Source organism: Bacillus nitratireducens (assembly GCF_036320425.1).
GTDB lineage: Bacteria > Bacillota > Bacilli > Bacillales > Bacillaceae_G > Bacillus_A > Bacillus_A nitratireducens.
This window is the reverse complement of record NZ_JAUMJO010000002.1, coordinates 773,843-789,979: the sequence shown is the minus strand read 5'-3', so window position 1 is coordinate 789,979 and position 16,137 is coordinate 773,843. Positions and strand designations below refer to the sequence as shown.

At 35.9% G+C, this 16,137-nt stretch carries 19 protein-coding genes and 1 pseudogene; 2 read left to right on the top strand and 18 right to left on the bottom strand.

The features are described from left to right. Positions 1-133: 133 nt before the first annotated feature. Positions 134-667, bottom strand: coding sequence for an NAD(P)H-dependent oxidoreductase (locus Q3V31_RS10290; protein WP_033656777.1), 534 nt, complete (start codon positions 665-667; stop codon positions 134-136). 124 nt (positions 668-791) lie between these two features. On the opposite strand from Q3V31_RS10290, the gene Q3V31_RS10285 reads away from it, so the two are divergent. Beyond that, complete coding sequence (locus Q3V31_RS10285) at positions 792-1,115, top strand: winged helix-turn-helix transcriptional regulator (RefSeq protein WP_001072960.1); 324 nt, start codon at positions 792-794, stop codon at positions 1,113-1,115. A 256-nt stretch (positions 1,116-1,371) separates the two neighbouring features. Here Q3V31_RS10285 and Q3V31_RS10280 read toward each other — a convergent pair whose 3' ends face one another. The 10 genes from Q3V31_RS10280 to Q3V31_RS10235 all read right to left on the bottom strand — a co-directional run bounded on the left by Q3V31_RS10280 (position 1,372) and on the right by Q3V31_RS10235 (position 8,153). Then, a complete protein-coding gene (locus tag Q3V31_RS10280; RefSeq protein WP_000660067.1) occupies positions 1,372-1,647 on the bottom strand; it encodes an ArsR/SmtB family transcription factor in 276 nt (91 codons plus the stop codon). 189 nt (positions 1,648-1,836) lie between these two features. Next, complete coding sequence (locus Q3V31_RS10275; protein ID WP_329764994.1) at positions 1,837-3,180, bottom strand: anti-sigma-I factor RsgI family protein; 1,344 nt, start codon at positions 3,178-3,180, stop codon at positions 1,837-1,839. After that, positions 3,173-3,895 (bottom strand): RNA polymerase sigma factor SigI, encoded by a 723-nt coding sequence (gene sigI / locus Q3V31_RS10270; RefSeq protein ID WP_016130000.1) that lies wholly within the window; start codon positions 3,893-3,895, stop codon positions 3,173-3,175. Before sigI ends, Q3V31_RS10275 begins: the two co-directional genes overlap by 8 nt. A gap of 26 nt (positions 3,896-3,921) precedes the next feature. After that, a complete protein-coding gene (locus Q3V31_RS10265; protein ID WP_165615105.1) occupies positions 3,922-4,179 on the bottom strand; it encodes a hypothetical protein in 258 nt (85 codons plus the stop codon). Positions 4,180-4,484: 305 nt separating this feature from the next. Further along, the gene (locus Q3V31_RS10260) at positions 4,485-5,030 is read right to left on the bottom strand and encodes a hypothetical protein (RefSeq protein WP_090814290.1); all 546 of its coding nucleotides are present in this window, start codon (positions 5,028-5,030) and stop codon (positions 4,485-4,487) included. 4 nt (positions 5,031-5,034) lie between these two features. Further along, entirely contained in the window at positions 5,035-5,634 is a 600-nt protein-coding gene (locus tag Q3V31_RS10255) for a TetR/AcrR family transcriptional regulator (RefSeq protein ID WP_001124458.1), read from the bottom strand. 297 nt (positions 5,635-5,931) lie between these two features. Beyond that, entirely contained in the window at positions 5,932-6,564 is a 633-nt protein-coding gene (locus Q3V31_RS10250; protein WP_000253403.1) for a LysE family translocator, read from the bottom strand. Positions 6,565-6,760: 196 nt separating this feature from the next. Next, positions 6,761-7,012, bottom strand: coding sequence for a DUF3963 domain-containing protein (locus Q3V31_RS10245; RefSeq protein WP_071735465.1), 252 nt, complete (start codon positions 7,010-7,012; stop codon positions 6,761-6,763). Positions 7,013-7,177: 165 nt separating this feature from the next. Beyond that, positions 7,178-7,687: a phage tail protein gene (locus Q3V31_RS10240; RefSeq protein ID WP_090814288.1), complete on the bottom strand. Its 510-nt coding sequence runs from the start codon at positions 7,685-7,687 to the stop codon at positions 7,178-7,180. Beyond that, positions 7,674-8,153: a GyrI-like domain-containing protein gene (locus tag Q3V31_RS10235; protein ID WP_000801057.1), complete on the bottom strand. Its 480-nt coding sequence runs from the start codon at positions 8,151-8,153 to the stop codon at positions 7,674-7,676. Before Q3V31_RS10235 ends, Q3V31_RS10240 begins: the two co-directional genes overlap by 14 nt. A 110-nt stretch (positions 8,154-8,263) precedes the next feature. Here Q3V31_RS10235 and Q3V31_RS10230 point away from each other — a divergent pair, with 110 nt between their 5' ends. Beyond that, positions 8,264-9,226, top strand: a complete 963-nt coding sequence (locus tag Q3V31_RS10230; RefSeq protein WP_000755031.1) for a helix-turn-helix transcriptional regulator — start codon at positions 8,264-8,266, stop codon at positions 9,224-9,226. A gap of 272 nt (positions 9,227-9,498) precedes the next feature. Here the strand turns inward: Q3V31_RS10230 and Q3V31_RS10225 are convergent, their stop codons facing one another. The 7 genes and pseudogenes from Q3V31_RS10225 to Q3V31_RS10195 all read right to left on the bottom strand — a co-directional run bounded on the left by Q3V31_RS10225 (position 9,499) and on the right by Q3V31_RS10195 (position 16,078). Next, on the bottom strand, positions 9,499-10,818 hold the full coding sequence (locus Q3V31_RS10225) for an aromatic amino acid transport family protein (protein WP_001014147.1): 1,320 nt from the start codon (positions 10,816-10,818) through the stop codon (positions 9,499-9,501). A gap of 1,189 nt (positions 10,819-12,007) precedes the next feature. After that, complete coding sequence (locus tag Q3V31_RS10220) at positions 12,008-12,970, bottom strand: tubby C-terminal domain-like protein (protein WP_090814287.1); 963 nt, start codon at positions 12,968-12,970, stop codon at positions 12,008-12,010. Between the two features lie 122 nt (positions 12,971-13,092). Continuing rightward, positions 13,093-13,215, bottom strand: a pseudogene (locus Q3V31_RS10215) (short-chain dehydrogenase); the annotation flags it as partial. Between the two features lie 445 nt (positions 13,216-13,660). After that, positions 13,661-14,410, bottom strand: a complete 750-nt coding sequence (locus Q3V31_RS10210; RefSeq protein ID WP_329764993.1) for an ABC transporter permease — start codon at positions 14,408-14,410, stop codon at positions 13,661-13,663. Continuing rightward, complete coding sequence (locus Q3V31_RS10205; RefSeq protein WP_090814285.1) at positions 14,411-15,172, bottom strand: ABC transporter ATP-binding protein; 762 nt, start codon at positions 15,170-15,172, stop codon at positions 14,411-14,413. Between the two features lie 168 nt (positions 15,173-15,340). Continuing rightward, positions 15,341-15,682, bottom strand: coding sequence for a DUF1048 domain-containing protein (locus Q3V31_RS10200; RefSeq protein WP_000891990.1), 342 nt, complete (start codon positions 15,680-15,682; stop codon positions 15,341-15,343). 75 nt (positions 15,683-15,757) lie between these two features. Further along, positions 15,758-16,078 carry a PadR family transcriptional regulator gene (locus Q3V31_RS10195; RefSeq protein WP_000429486.1) on the bottom strand — a complete coding sequence of 107 codons (321 nt, stop codon included), beginning with the start codon at positions 16,076-16,078 and terminating at the stop codon, positions 15,758-15,760. Positions 16,079-16,137: the final 59 nt, after the last annotated feature.

Sequence of the window (16,137 nt, the reverse complement as noted above, 5' to 3'; positions counted from 1 at the left end):
GTAAAACTCCCCTTTATATATGTTAGGTTTTTTATTTTACCAGATTAACTATTAATTTACTAAAGATTACACTTAGTGAATATAAAATCAATAAAAATAGCCATCTACTTAACAAGTAAATGGCTATTTCCTCTTATATATTAGTATACTGCTTATTCATCACATATCGTACATACTCAGGTGCACTTTTATTAATCTCTTCATCACTTAGTTTATATTCTGCACCATATAAATAAAATGAAGGTATAAATTTCATGTCTGTATATAAGCACGTAGCTTGAAATGGTTTCGTCAACTCATCCATCATAATTCCGCTATTTTCATAGTCTTTTTCTAATCCACCTATAGAAATAGCTAGACCAAATTCTTTCCCCTTCACTTTATCCCCTTTTGATCCGTACGCAAATCCATATGTTAATACATCGTCAAACCATTTTTTCAATAATGGTGGTGAGCTGTACCAGTAGAGCGGGAATTGAAATATATATCGGTCGTGTTCTACTAACAGCTTTTGCTCTTCTTCAATATTAAACTCCCAATTCGGTGCCACTTTATATAATTCATGCACCGTTATTTCATCCGAATATTTCTCAAGTTCTTCTACCCATCTTTTATTAATTCGAGATTTTTCAATATCAGGATGTGCTACAATTACAAGTGTTCTCATCATTCCCCAGCCCCTTTTTAAATTATTCAATCCTTTACGCATTAGTATGAGTGAGTCACATATAATTGAAAAGTACGTACTTTAAAGTGCTATAGGAACCTTAAAGTACCTTTGGAGGTGTTATATGAATCAAAATGATGACTGCCCAATTGCAACGACACTCGATGTAATCGGCGGAAAATGGAAAGTTCATATTTTATGTGTTTTGGCGGATGGAAAAATGCGAACAAATGAAATCCGACGAGAAATCCCAAATATTACACAAAAAGTTCTCACACAACAACTTCGGCAACTTGAGGCTGATGGGATTATCCATCGTACTGTATATCAAGAAGTACCACCAAAGGTTGAGTACACAATAAGCGAACATGGAAAATCTTTAATGCAAATTATGGATGAACTATTTGAATGGGGAAAAGACCATCAGATCAAAAGATTAAATGACTAAAAGAACCCTATTAACTTTGTTACATCTTCTATGTCAAGAGTTCTTCTGAAATTTTATAATAGGGGTATGTCACATCACTATTAATCTAGCAAAAAATACCCCTAGAATGAAAAAAAGCTTATTTCTCAAAGGAATGAACTGTAGTAAAAGAAAATTACATATTCTTATACATATAGCTCTTATGTAAAATTCTAAAAAGTTATGGGAACGGAATTACTTTCGTATCCTCTTCTTAATTTTGTAGTCTAGTCAGCATTTAGAACAAACTTAATAATATCGCTTTTGTACGATTGTCCGTTACTTCATAAAAAATTTCTAATCCTTTTCGAGTACCTGTAACGATTTTAGCAGCTCTTAGTTTGGATAAATGTTGACTAATTGTACTTTGAGGCATTTGTAATGTTTCATACATTGTTGTTACATTAGTAGGGCCTTTTGTAAGCATTATTTCTACTAAGGATAAACGGACAGGATGCGCCAATACCTTCAATACTTCAGTAATCTCTTCCAACATTTCTTTTTTTTCTTTCATATTTCTTTCTCCCCTTTTATATAAACATTAATGATATCCATATATATAATTCGGACGGATATATGATTTTGTGTCCGTCATTTTAAAAATTTAAATATTAAAAACCCTTTTAGCTTGAAACTAGAGGGGGTTATTACCACGAAATGAATTCCCATCTTCAATATTCTATAGATTCTTCTTTCCATTCCCTTAATGTTGTGTGGCAGAAATGTTTTTCTTCTCCTTTTCAGGCCCGTTATTTCCGCTTATATTTCCTTGCTCAGACCCTCTACCGTTGTTTTCTTGCTGATGTCCATTATTTCCTTGAGACTCTCTACCGTTATTCTCTTGCTGATGTCCATTATTCCCTTGAGATCCTCTACCATTATTCTCCTGCTGATGTCCATTATTTCCTTGAGACTCTCTACCGTTATTCTCCTGCTGATGTCCATTATTTTCTTTTTGAGGTCCTCTACCGTTGTTCTCTTGTTGATGTCCATTATTTTCTTGCTGAGATCCTCTACCATTATTCTCTTGTTGATGTCCATTATTTCCTTGCTGAGATCCTCTACCGTTGTTCTCTTGTTGATGTCCATTATTTTCTTGCTGAGATCCTCTACCATTATTCTCTTGTTGATGTCCATTATTTTCTTTTTGAGGTCCTCTACCGTTATTTCCTTGCTGATGTCCATTATTTTCTTTTTGAGGTCCTCTACCGTTGTTTTCTTGTTGGTGTCCATTATTTTCTTTTATTTGCTTCGGTTGCTGTTCCTTGGATTGCTTTTGTTCTATATGCCCCTGCTTCTCGTATCTTTCTTCTTTTGCAGGAGACGAATCCGATGATACATCAGGAGATGACTTTGGTTGCTCTTGATTAGACGGCGGTACAGGAGGAGTAAGCGATTTCTGCTTCTCATTCTCTTGTTTTATATAAACACCTGTGCCAACTCCTGCTTTCTTAGCATTCTCCCGTATTTGCATCGTACTGCTTTGATATTCGACTGTAATATGTTTTATCTCATACTCTTTCCTCAATTCCTGCATAGCCTTTTCCAACTGTGGTTCTAGCGACTTGTCCTTTGTAACAGCTGTTAGCATAACTTGCTTATCATTCGTTAAGTACTTATCCTCTTGACTCTGCTTTATAATAGTGCGTATCACATCTTGCAGATGCTTATTTTCCCACCCTTTCATTTCTTTTAAAATACGCCTTCCGTCATCATTACAAGCCCTCAAATCTATAACACGAAGATCTTCCGTTACGCTCGCCTCTAAACTTGGATTTATATCAACTGAGACATAAGCAAACACTTTTTCTTCTGGTTGATTGTAGAAAAACAGCAATACGCATAGAAAACCAGCAACAATTACTGTTGTAGGCTTTAAGAAAGGTGGCATTGAAAAACGCGGTGCTCTTTGTTCTTGTTCGTTAAACGAGATTTCCTCTCCAATCATGTAAGAGTGTACTTTTCTTTTAAACGTAATAAACTCTCCATTTGGAGTTAAAACAACTACGTTATGTTTTTTTATATCCATCACAATTCCTTTATTCATCATGCTTCTCCCCTCTAATATAATCCAGAATATATGTATAGTTGTTTGCAAAGATAATACACATCGCAATAATGTATTTTCTATGTCGCTCCAACGTTTTACGACTTACCCTAACACGTGGTTCAATATGTTTAAGGGGTAACTTTTTCTTTCGGAACAGCTCTTCCATCATTTTCTCGTCTTTTATAATAATCTTTACAATTTCTATTAAGTGCTCACGCGTATCACGATGTTTAGGAGATTCCTTAGCAAGCTCTGAAAATGTGATTTTAAACTCAGCTAGTACACTTTGAAAATGAAGAATTTCCTCCTTACGGTTACTATTTTCTATCTCTTTCATATACTCCGTAAGCGACACTTGCATTTCTAACATTTCCTCTTGCTTATCTTCTTTTAAAAAGACAAGGTTATGTTTAGACTCCTTGCGTATATAGTCAATTACATCTCTTTTTATAAGAAGATCAGCAAACGCTAGAAAAGATTTTCCTTTTTTATATGAATACTGTTCAATTGCTTCGTTAAATGCAAATAATCCAATGCTATATTCATCATCCTGCTCTGTAATATATCGGCGGCAGACAGACGATATTGATTTTCTAATAAACGGCTGATACTGTACGATAAAAGCTTCCTTATCTCCACCGTTGTTTTGTATGTTAAATACGATATCTTCTATTTTCGTTTTTTTTAAGATTTTCATTACTAAACTCAACACTAGTAATCTCCCTGCCTCCTTCTGCTTCAAATTGCAAAATGGTCACTAAACAAGTGACCATTTAACCACATTTTCTTAGTACTTTTCTTTGGGCTTGTCTTCTTGCTGTTACTCATATTTTTCGAGACCGACTTTTTTATATGACTATTTTTTCCACTTGTACCAAAGTGAAGTCTGTATGTTGTACTGCTTCTTTTGCAATACCACTTGCTCTTTTCTATTTTAGCTGCAATCTTTGAATAACTCTTCGCTATATTTTTGGTAATTTTAGCTTTTTCTTTCATTTGTTTTCTTCTACTTATATATATTCGAAGGAATAAATGATTTTATGGGGGTTAAAAAAATATTTTTTCAAAAATAAAACCATCAATTTGAAAAAAGATTGTTCAAATTGATGGTTTTATTGTTATATATTATTTTTTTATAACCAAGGTTAATCATTTCTTTAATTTATTATCGCTATTAGACTAAAATTCCATAGTACCCCCAGAACGAAATGTTGTACTAACTTGTAACAAAACAGCTTATTTTGGATTATTAGTTTTTCTTGACTTGCTGGCAATTGCCCATATAACAACAATTAGTTACATTAATATTTTATTCGTTGTTTTATTTCTTTAAAACGATCATGTATTAATTTCTTGATATCCGGGTGATCCTTATATAAGGTAACGGTATACATGATGGAAGATGCAAGAATAGTAGACCATATTAACCAATCTCCAGCATGAGAAAGAACTTGAATTATTTCACTCGTAAACTGTTCCTGTCCCGCATGAAATGTCGATATGAGCGAGTTAAGATTGAACAACAATAAAATAACAATCCTGCCCAAAAGCATAATAATCCATCCGATAATATACGTATAGCCTCCAACACTACATAATTGATTATTATGATGAAAAACTTTCACCCTCTTAGCTTGCCAATAACCAACTATCGCTCCTAATATAAGCAAGCTAATTAATTCAATTGTAATAATATAATCCAATCTATTTGGGAGACCCATATAAGTTCTAATTATAGCCATGATTGGTATACCAAGAAGATCGAAGCTATCTACTTTCTTCGGGATAAGCTGCCTAATAATCAATACAATAACGACTAAAAGAATAATAATGAAAACTTTATTCATGCGATTAATCCCTCTTTTTTTCTTTTAAATAATACTCAATAAGTTGATTTACTTTTTCTTCTGGATATGATTCTGGTGTTTGAAGGACATGAATTACTAGCCCATCAATAAATCCGTACAGTATCTCTAATTCAAATTCTCTATTGTGACCTGGTGTGACGTATCCGAGATCCCTCATTAAATCTAGAATTATTCCCATAAGATACCTCGTATGGTCATCCATTTTCTTTCGAAGTTCAATAAGTTCTGGAGAACTAAAGGATATACCCAGAAATGTAATCCAAACCTTTCCTTCCAACATTTCTTCTTTATTAAAAGGAATAATAAATTTCATTAATCTTCTAAGTGCTTCTTCTTTCGTTCCCTTAAATTCACTTGTACGAGTGTTTGCCCGTTCTTCCATTCGATTCAATACTAAATTCATTGCATAATGAATTAATTCATTTTTAGACGAAAAATGATGCTGAACAAGTCCAACCGAAATGTTTGCTTCGTCAGCGATTTGCTGTATAGAAGCTTTATCAATACCTTTTTCTAATATTACACGCCAAGTAGCAGTGGCTATCTGATTCTTCCTTTGTATTTGATCAACTATTTTAGGCACTCATATCCTCCTCCTTTTTTATAATATGATCATATTATAAAAAAAGTACCTAAAATAATATGACCATATTATTTTAGGTTTCACATTGCTATCAAGCCAACAAAACAAAATTCCCCTAAAATAAAAAAATACGGTATTCCTACCGTATCCTCTAAAAAAAGAAACAGCATATACTAGCATTTTTGACAAAACGTTAGGTAAAAGTAAGAACATACAGTAGCTGGCTTTATTTTTAATATCCTTCTTATTCCCCTTACAATCGTTTCAAAAAGATAGTAAATTTTTTCAAGAAGGCTCTTACTGTCGACGTTCAAAAGCAAGACGTACAGCAAGACCTGTCAAAACGCTTGCCATAAGCCAACGCTGCACTCGCAGCCACGTTGGACGTGTGCCAAACCATTTGGCAACTCTACTTGCTGTAAATACAATTAGGAGGTTAACTATAAAGCTAACCGTTATTTGCGTAAAGCCCAGAACTGCACCTTGTAGAAGCAACGATCCTTTCTCAGGATCTTCAAATTGAGGTAGAAGTGACACATACAAAATAGCAATCTTAGGATTCAGAAGATTCGTCATAAGTCCCATTAGAAATAATTTCCGCGGCGGCTCAATAGCAATAGTACGAGGTTCCATAATAGATGTAGCACCAGGCTTAATCGAACTCCATGCGAGCCAGAGCAAGTAAGCGGCACCTGCCCACTTAACTGCTTCATAGAGAGACGGAACAGCAAGGAAAAGAGCTGTAAGCCCGAACATCGTTGCGATTATATAGATTATGAAGCCAAGCATGATACCCAAAAGAGAAATGAATCCTGCCATACGCCCCTGCGTAATCGAGCGAGAAATGAGATAAATCATGTTAGGCCCAGGTGAACAAACCATGCTAAGTGAAACAATTGCAAAAGCTAGCACAGTACTAAAGCTGACCATGAATCTTCCCCCTTTATCTTACATAAATTTCTTATCGTCCATTTTATCATGATTGAGGAGAAAAAAGATTAATGTATGCCTATTCATATAAGGTTAACATAGCGTATTATTATCGGGATTCACTGTAAGTAGTAACTTTAATATCACTATGGATAGGTTACTTTTAAAGCCTTGTGATCACGAAAGGCCCCTAGTTTTAAAAAATGGAGGACTTTTCATAGTCTTCTAAATACAGGACAAGAAGAAATATGATATTTCGAATCCACTTTTGTATATCATCAAAATACCGTTCTATAAATGCAACGTTGATATAAAACATGAGAAATACAACAAAGAAGGCAAAGTCACCAAATTTATCATTCAATTTTTCATTAGTAAATGTGCTTACATGAAGGAATAGTAAAGCAAAAGTTACTAAGAATAACTCAAATAGCCTTTTTTTGCTCACGCCACCACCACCCTACAGTAATTTCCTTTCGTTTGATTTTATCAGAACGTAGTGTGTAGTAGACTACGCTTGTTATACTCATGTAAAAAAAGGCTAACAATTCAAGATCGTTAGCCCTACTTTCCATATTCGTGCCTTTTAAAATACATTAAAAGACTAAGTTCTTCAACTTACACTATATTCTCCTTTTATTACAAAAAACGAACCTCGAATTGTTCCAGCAAGTTTAGACTTTTGCCTAGCAAATTTAAACTTATCTTCTAACTCCTTTGGTATCTCCATTCCTTCAGAAAGCTTAAATCCAACGGCCCGCTTTTTCGGGTTATCCAACGTATACATGACGTTGACTGCAAGACCATCCTCATAAAAGACATAGGCAAATTTAATATTTCCCACTTGAAAACACGATGTTTCTAAAGGTTTGGCCGCAAACTCAATATCACGTTCTTCTTTCAAAATACGATTCACATAATCAAGAGTCTCCCCGCTTTCATTAGCTGGTACAACTGTAAATTCATGTTTGTATTTGTTCATAAAGTAACGTGCTTCATGGGCACGTAAACCAGCAAGTGCTTCTGCTACAGGTGAAGACTCTAAGCCAGCTATAGTTACATTTTTAAAATCAACGATACCGGACAATTCCACCCCTCCTTTAATCTCTTTACTTCCTAACAACTGGAATCCACATTTCACCAAATACTAAACCGTTTTGCTGCCCCATCTCAACCGTTGTATTTGGTCCACCAACATAGGCAAAATCATTTACTTCTGGTAAGACTTGACCAAAAGCAATGCCAGTAAGCTTATTACTTAGCTCCTCAGCCGTCTTACCTTCCCCTTTAACTACTAAATATTTCCCCCTAGGAAACTGGATAACTCTAGATTCTTCTTGTATCGTTTCCTCTGTCATGACACCAGCATAATACATCATCTTGTTATTCACCGCTTCACTCACAGAAAAAATGTAATCATTTGTGGCTAAAGCTTTTAAAGTGTCCAGCCTTCCATCTTCTTTAACAGCTGACCAAAAGTCTTCCTTTTCTTTATTTATTCCAGCAAAGTCTGTGTATTCACTCTTAATTTCAGTTCCAATACCTAACACGATAAAGCTATCTTTTTCTTCTAGCGTATAATTTTTCATATTCAAAACCTTCCTCACTTTTAAATTAATCAAGTAATTTATCTTTTCTCTTGATGAGTTTATAATAACCTTAAATCATGTCAAAAAATGATACTGTTTAGGAGACCAACATGAAAAAAGTTGAACGGATTAATACCATCATGCGGTATATCAATAACCGCTCTCACTTTACAATTTCTGAAATCATACGAGAATTTAACATCTCACGATCGACAGCTATTAGAGACATTAGAGAGATTGAAGCCATGGGGATGCCACTTGTCGCTGAAGTTGGAAGAGATGGGGGATATTCTGTTATGCATAACTCTATTCTGCCCGTTGTTCGCTTTACTGATAACGAGGTCAAAGCTCTTTTTATTGCCTTTATGGCCACAAGAAATCAACAACTTCCCTATCTAAAGAGTCGTCAGTCTTTAGCTGAAAAACTACTAGGACTCATCTCAGAAATCCAGCAGGATGACCTTGTTCTTTTAAATCAACTCTTACTTTTTGAAGGGACTAATCCCCACAACCCCGACTTACTCGAGCTTTCTGACCTCCCACATCCTATGTTAGAAAAACTCATCCAAATCCTTCTTTTGGATAGCCATTTATTGATTACCCTAAAAGAAGAGGCGGAAATCAAGTCTTATCCAATTTATCTACTGCACCTTTATCAAGAAAAAAGCCATTGGATAATTGAAGGCTTTGACGTAAAAGAAGAAAAGAAGAAGATGTTTCCTGTCGATCATCTCATCAATGTCGAACCCTATACGACAAAAAAGAAATTAAGTAAGAAAAAGGTTTTAGAAAAACTCAGTAAGAAAGACGAAGCAATCAACCTTGTACTTGAACTCGGTCCAAAAGCAATTGCCCAGTTCAAAAAATATCATCCTTTAAAAGTTTCAATTTCCTATACAAACCCTTACCAATCCACAGCCATTCTAAAAACTTTTATCAATGTTAACAATCTCGATGAATTAACAGAGATAACAAATTGGCTACTTTTCCTAGGTAAGGATATCAAAATGAAGGCAATGCCTGAAGAAGTGTTACAAGGCTTAAAAGAGAGATTATGTTTATACTGCCCATAAGCGGTGACCAGTTACACCCCCAATAATATTGAGGTGTAATAGATGACAGTTACCTCGATTTTCAAGCATATAGAGAAAATATTTTATTTACTATCGCTGCTCTTCTAGGAATAAAGCCAACACAAAAAAAGACATGAACTAATCTTCGTTCATGTCTTTTTATATTAGAGTTTAATTTCCGTTAAAATTCGAGTGTGGATTTGTCTTATCCATAAGATTTTTCATTCTTTTTTCATATTTCACTATTTTGAACTAAAACCAACAATAGTGAATTAGAATAATGACTTAATACTTGCTAAGACAGTAAGTATACCTACAACAATGACAAATACATTGCTCATTTTCCCTCTGTATTTAGCTAGTACTGGTACTTTACGGATCGCATACATCGGTAATAGACACAAGATAGCAGCAACTAACGGTCCGCTAAGGGCATCAATGATTCCAAGAATACTTGGATTTGCATAAGCAACATACCAGCATGTTAATACGACAAAAGTAAGGATCACTGTTTTAATTGTTTTTTCTTCTATATTTTTTCCGCGTGTTTTACCAAACTTCATAATCACGTCACGCATTACCTCATATGCTCCTATATAATGGCCAAGGAAGGACTTAGTTATAGCCACAAAAGCAATGATAGGAGCTGCAATAGTGATTACTGGTGAATTCAGCTCATTAGCTAGATACGATAGAATTGATAAGTTTTGTTCTTTAGCCATCATAAGATCTTTTGGAGTTAAACTCAGTGCACTACTCCAAACAAAGAACATAACTACTACGAAAGTCATGATATAACAAACTTTTTGTATTTGAGCACATTTGGCATCAGTAGCTTCTATTCCATAGGTAGCTCTCTGCTTTATAACAAATGACGAAATAAGAGGAGAATGATTAAATGAAAATACTATGATTGGTAGTATCATCAAGATCACTCCAAAATACCCTGTTCCTGTTGAAGCAGTAGTAGCACTTGAAAAACTAAGCATTGACGTATTCCACTGTGGGATTAAAGATATTGAAATAAAAAGTAAAGAAGCAATAAACGGATATACTAGCATGCTCATTATCTTTACAATGATATCTTGACCAAAATTTAGTATAGCGATAAGACCGAGTACTAATACAAGCGATAAAATGGCCCTTGGAGGCTCCTGCATGTGCAATTGATGCACGATAAAACTACTTGCAGTATTTGTAAGTGCAACCGAATACATTAGCACGATCGTATAAATTGAAACGAAATATACTATGTTAAAAATTATACTTGCCTTATTTCCGAAATACTCTCTTATTGTACCTGTAATCCCCTCATCAGCAGAATTAGAAGCGTATATCATTTTAGCAAGTGCCCTATGTGAATAATACATAACAGGAAATGCAAGTATAGTGATTAACAGTAATGATAATAAACCACCTGAACCTGCATTAATAGGTAAAAAGAGTACTCCTGCTCCAATTGCTGTTCCAAAAAGGCTCAATGCCCAGGTAGTATCTTGTTTATGCCATTTTTTAGGATCTAGATAGTTCTCATTTTTCACTGCAGTATTTTCAGCTTGAAATTCTATTTTTTTTGCAGTATTCCCATTCATATAATAAATCCCCCTTGTATCCTATTCTTACGTCTCTTTTTAGGCTTAAGAATATAGACCATTCTTAAAAAATGAATCACTTACTAGGTGCGTCACATTGTAAACGATTCCACCTAAACCTGTTGCAAGGCATTTATCCTCCAACCCTGTACTTCGTCAACATTGATGATATTGTGTACACCAGCTAATACGATGTCCGCTGCTACTAAACTCTCTTGAAGAAATTCTCCTTCTGGTCACACACCCTTCTGTAATTAATCGTTTCAGTCTGTCCAACTTTAAAATGTTTGATATTTTCTCCGTAGGTAATCGGTTACCTCTCGACGCCCTCATTATAACGTTTATATTTGCGAGTCTAATATTTTTTTATTTTTAGAAAGACTGAATAAACAGAATAATGAATAGATAATAAATCACAATTGGTATGTAGCGATTGTGTCCATTGTTTGAAGCTGTATTAGTTAGTAAAAAGGGGAAAATAATACAGATATCATTTTTGTTAACACGTTGATTATATTTGGAACTCATTATAAAGATAGTTATATTCCCCTTTGCTGAAATATCTTATTTTGGACGTAAAAACTGTTATAATAAATAATCCTTGTAGATATAAAGGAATAAATTAAGAAAACATAAAATCACAAAACTGAATATTTATCACTAATTTCGAATCAATATACATTTTTCAGAAAAAAAGAACTTCTTTACAGAGGAGCCACCACATCTTCTATAATGATTGACATGTTACGCCTTTTAAGAGAATAACACCATAAGTTTCCATTTACCATATGTAATATTTATTAAGTGTAGTTTTTTCTAAATATGCATAATTTCATATTTAGAAAAAGATAGTATACTTTCGTATTTTGTAAACGGGTTTATGCTGTTCAGAACTTTGCAACAGACCCGATTGTTGAACAAAGAAATACACTACAAAATAGATCTTCTGATTAAAGTTTTTACAAATTATCAATCTTTATTCTTAATGATCAGACTGATTTATAAATTATCGAACCTTATTTTAAACCCACAGTAGTTGGAGGAAGTTTGACGCTAACAGATGATACACCTCCTGAAATATCAGAAAGATAAAAAGAACCGGCATCCTTCCCATGAAGAATACCGGTACTTCTCATTTATCCCGCTATTTGTGGGCAGTAAAACTCCCACTGATTAAAGTTTCACTTTATCACCCATACAAAATCGCATGAAATACGCCTAACAGTAAGTATTGATCTTGTATATAACCCTCATCATATACATTCATCTCGATGTAATACATATCTTCCTCAAGACGAATATTCCAATCTGCGATTACATAGCCCTTTCGTAATAGCTTTCCAAGCCCAAGTGAAGTTTTGTGAACAACATATTCTTCTGTCTTATATGTAAAGGTAAATAAGAAATTTGCATCCAATAACTTTCCGTCACATACAATTACTTCATGCTCTGCATCATTATTATCGATGTACGTTACTAAAATCTTTCTTTGACGCTGCCTACTTATATCCTTTGCAATAACGCGAATATTGTCCTTACTATCCTTGATTTCATAAATGATATTACTACCAACTTTCGGAATGAAGTCTAGCACTTTCATCAGCGCATTTTTATAATAGCCCCGTACTAAGCCTACTTGCTCGCTTCCATTGTAAACCTCTATCGACGTCGTGTCCGCTTTACTATCACACAGTCGTTTGTAAGAAAGCTGCATCATTCGCTCTCCTCTTAAGTACTGATCAAACGTCACAGGATATTCTATCGCGCGCAGTTCCTTATTTAACCCATACAAATAGCGTTGAACGCTCTCTACTAATGTTGTAGTAGATATACACTCCTGAAGTTCAAATTGTTGCCAACTGGAAGAAACCCTCCACTGATTGTCCTCTTCATAGAAGAAACCAAGAATTACGTCAGCACGGTCACTCGTTTCATAATTCATATGTACGTTCTGTCCGTGTTGAATTTGTTCCATCCACTGTCCTAAATAAATGCCCAGCTCTGCGACCTTCATGCATGACTTTTGAAAAAATACCCTGTCACCCACACAAATCGTTAAATCCCCTTCGATAAAGCCATTTGCATAAGCAACATACCGCGGCTCATCCTTCTGTGGAATATCCTTGTCTATTTCAAACGAAAACGTTAACATCCTTTACTCACCTCTAGTTGTTACACAGCTCACACCTGACATCGCATCACTCTGAGAAACTATGTATATACATATATTTAATTAACGCACTATAACGCGTGAATGACCTTAGCATAGTAGCACTATTTTTTCTTCGCGAATTCCCTCAAAACAATACACTCCCACCATCTCCAAAGAAGTAATTTTTTCATCACAATAGCAAACTTTACCCCTTTTCCAATCGGATAACGAAGCGTAGTTTTTTTGCGATTGTAATAGGAACAATTGAAATGCATGTAATGAGTGTACATCTAATTGTTCAATTTGTATATGTTCCGCAAGATGTAGTGCGGTAGCTGATTCTGGTACAAACACTCCTCAACGTTTGTAAGTAACCATATAAACTTAGATATACTGATACTAGTACTATAAAAAAGGATCCTGATTAGTCAGGACCCTTTCTTCTCTTTTATAGAGGCATTTTGTACATTGATTTTATGACGATTAGAATTGCAGTCAAAACATTATCTCTTCCCATTTAACTCTCTCAGGCTGATTTTTCTCAACGTCTGAACCTACTTACGTACCAACTGCGTAACCAGTAAGAATACCAATAATTATAGCAATAACTAAGAATCATATGATTTAAATCCATTTTCCCACATATATTTTTCCGGAAAGTTTAGTTTCCATAGAGAACCGATGGTGCACTTACCCTAACTGACGTTTAAATGCTTTACCTGCGAAGAAGTAAGCGATAACCATAATGCCCACACACCAAGCAAGTGCAATCCAAATATCGTTGCCAACAGACCCTTCATATAAGAGGGCACGAATCGCATTCACGATTGATGTCACAGGCTGGTTCTCAGCGAATGCACGAACAATTTTTGGCATAGTTTCAGTAGGAACAAAGGCTGAACTAATAAAGGGCAGAAAAATTAGTGGGTACGAATAGGCTGTCGCCCCTTCCATAGACTTCGCCGTCAACCCGGGAATGACAGCCAACCACGTCAGCGCCAGCGTAAACATCCCGAGTATTCCAGCTACTGCGAGCCAATCGAGAATATTAGCACTGGAACGGAATCCCATTAAGAGTGCAACAAGGATAACCACCACGATAGTAAGCACATTAGCAACAAGTGATGTTAATACGTGAGCCCATAATACCGACGAGCGCTTGATGGGCATCGTAATGAAACGTGCCATCAGTCCACTCTTTACATCCGTAAACAACCGCACAGAAGTGTAAGCCACACCGGATGCGATAGCCATTAGCAAGATTCCCGGCAATAAATAATTGACGTAGTTATCAGTTCCTGTCTTTATAGCCCCACCAAATACGTCAACAAACAACAGCATCATCATAATCGGTGTAATCGCTACCGTAATAATCGTATCCGGACTGCGCATGATGTTGCGCATTAAGCGCCCTAGTAATACCCCTGTTTTGCTTTTCATTTACATCTCCTCCTTTTTGCCGATGATCGCAAGGAAAATTTCTTCCAATGTCGGCTGCTTCTCGATATACTCCACTTTTGCTGGTGGGAACATCTCTTTCAGTTCAGTAAGAGTACCAGTCGTAATGATTTTTCCGCCATGCAAGATCGCAATACGGTCCGCTAGTTGTTCTGCTTCCTCCAAGTACTGAGTCGTGAGCAAGATCGTTGTGCCGCCGCCGGCAAGTTCCTTGACTGTATCCCACACTTCAATCCGCGCTTCAGGGTCAAGCCCTGTCGTTGGTTCGTCGAGAAAAATGACTGCTGGCATCCCGATCAAGCTCATAGCGATATCAAGACGGCGCTTCATCCCACCTGAATACTGATCTGCCCTCTGGTTGGCTGCATCGGTCAGGCTAAATCTTGCAAGTAAATTATCAGCGACTTGAGCAGGACTAGAAACTCCACGCAACTTGGCGATCATTATTAAGTTTTCTCTCCCAGTGAGCATGCCGTCTAAAGCTGCGAACTGTCCTGTCAGGCTGATGCTTTGACGAACATGATCCGGTTGACGCTGGACGTCAAAACCGCAAATACCTACTTCACCGCCATCTTGCTTCATCAGCGTCGAGAGTATGTTCACCGTCGTCGTCTTGCCCGCTCCATTTGAGCCCAGCAGTGCGAAAATTTCGCCACGCTGCACCTCAAAATCCACCCCTTTTAATACTTCCTTGTCTTTAAAGGATTTTTTTAACCCTTTTACCGAAATCGCTGCATTGCTCATACTTTTTCCCCCTTATTAAAATAATTTGCAAAGATAAAATACTTACGACCTCTATTTAGTATCACTGATAATCTGTATTACTTAGTAGTGGTGTAAAAATAGAACTGAATAGCGATGGCGGCAATTCACATTTGTAACCAGCTAATCAGTCGGTATTACTAATTGCATTTATTTTTTTCTCAATTTCTTCATGATGCTTTCATTCAAATCTTCACGATACTTAGAGACATACGTTTTAGCGTTTGCCACTAGTTCGTCAGCAAAGGATGCTACGTCCTCCCCAGTAATGTCAAGCACTTGTCTGCCTTCCGCTGCACCGGCTTCAAACAAATCGATTAATTCATACTGTATGTGCAGCATATCCATCCCATTACCCGCTGAGAAATTCCACATGTAGTTTTGAATTTTCTTAAACACAAACTGATAGTCCTCTGGCAGTGCTCCAACACGTGCCATCATCATTTTGTACTCTTTTTTATCACCAATTAATTTTTTGAACATTTCCAACATCTTATTTTCCTCCTTTTTTATAAAGCAGAACAAGAAACTCTCCAAATATGATCCGGAACATTTTATATTATGAGGCTAGTTTGACTTCAAGACGTTAATTTTTGAAGAAACAAAATCCCATTTTTTCCAAAACAATTCAAGCTCCTGACGGCCATCCTCATTTAATGAATAAAACTTACGAGGCGGTCCCATATCTGATGGCTTCTTTTCAATATTCACAAGCTTTTTCTTTTCTAATCGTACGAGGATAGTATAAACCGTCCCTTCCACAACTTCGGTAAACCCAAGATCATTCAGGTGGCGGGTAATCTCATAGCCATACGTTTCACGGCGACTAATGATTTCCAGCACACACCCTTCCAGTGAACCTTTTAGCATTTCAGTTAAATTTTCCATGTCCTGATCCTCCTTTACCCCCTATTCTGTCTGACTTATATTCAGTATCACAGAGTACT

Excerpts from the sequence above, each read along its gene's own strand:
- Q3V31_RS10265 (WP_165615105.1), bottom strand. The coding sequence starts at position 4,179 with ATGAAAGAAAAAGCTAAAATTACCAAAAATATAGCGAAGAGTTATTCA.
- Q3V31_RS10205 (WP_090814285.1), bottom strand. The coding sequence starts at position 15,172 with ATGAGCAATGCAGCGATTTCGGTAAAAGGGTTAAAAAAATCCTTTAAA.
- Q3V31_RS10290 (WP_033656777.1), bottom strand. The coding sequence starts at position 667 with ATGAGAACACTTGTAATTGTAGCACATCCTGATATTGAAAAATCTCGA.
- Q3V31_RS10280 (WP_000660067.1), bottom strand. The coding sequence starts at position 1,647 with ATGAAAGAAAAAAAAGAAATGTTGGAAGAGATTACTGAAGTATTGAAG.
- Q3V31_RS10250 (WP_000253403.1), bottom strand. The coding sequence starts at position 6,564 with ATGGTCAGCTTTAGTACTGTGCTAGCTTTTGCAATTGTTTCACTTAGC.
- Q3V31_RS10275 (WP_329764994.1), bottom strand. The coding sequence starts at position 3,180 with ATGAATAAAGGAATTGTGATGGATATAAAAAAACATAACGTAGTTGTT.
- Q3V31_RS10235 (WP_000801057.1), bottom strand. The coding sequence starts at position 8,153 with ATGAAAAATTATACGCTAGAAGAAAAAGATAGCTTTATCGTGTTAGGT.
- Q3V31_RS10285 (WP_001072960.1), top strand. The coding sequence starts at position 792 with ATGAATCAAAATGATGACTGCCCAATTGCAACGACACTCGATGTAATC.
- Q3V31_RS10220 (WP_090814287.1), bottom strand. The coding sequence starts at position 12,970 with ATGTTAACGTTTTCGTTTGAAATAGACAAGGATATTCCACAGAAGGAT.
- Q3V31_RS10260 (WP_090814290.1), bottom strand. The coding sequence starts at position 5,030 with ATGAATAAAGTTTTCATTATTATTCTTTTAGTCGTTATTGTATTGATT.
- Q3V31_RS10230 (WP_000755031.1), top strand. The coding sequence starts at position 8,264 with ATGAAAAAAGTTGAACGGATTAATACCATCATGCGGTATATCAATAAC.
- Q3V31_RS10225 (WP_001014147.1), bottom strand. The coding sequence starts at position 10,818 with ATGAATGGGAATACTGCAAAAAAAATAGAATTTCAAGCTGAAAATACT.
- Q3V31_RS10195 (WP_000429486.1), bottom strand. The coding sequence starts at position 16,078 with ATGGAAAATTTAACTGAAATGCTAAAAGGTTCACTGGAAGGGTGTGTG.
- Q3V31_RS10210 (WP_329764993.1), bottom strand. The coding sequence starts at position 14,410 with ATGAAAAGCAAAACAGGGGTATTACTAGGGCGCTTAATGCGCAACATC.
- Q3V31_RS10200 (WP_000891990.1), bottom strand. The coding sequence starts at position 15,682 with ATGTTGGAAATGTTCAAAAAATTAATTGGTGATAAAAAAGAGTACAAA.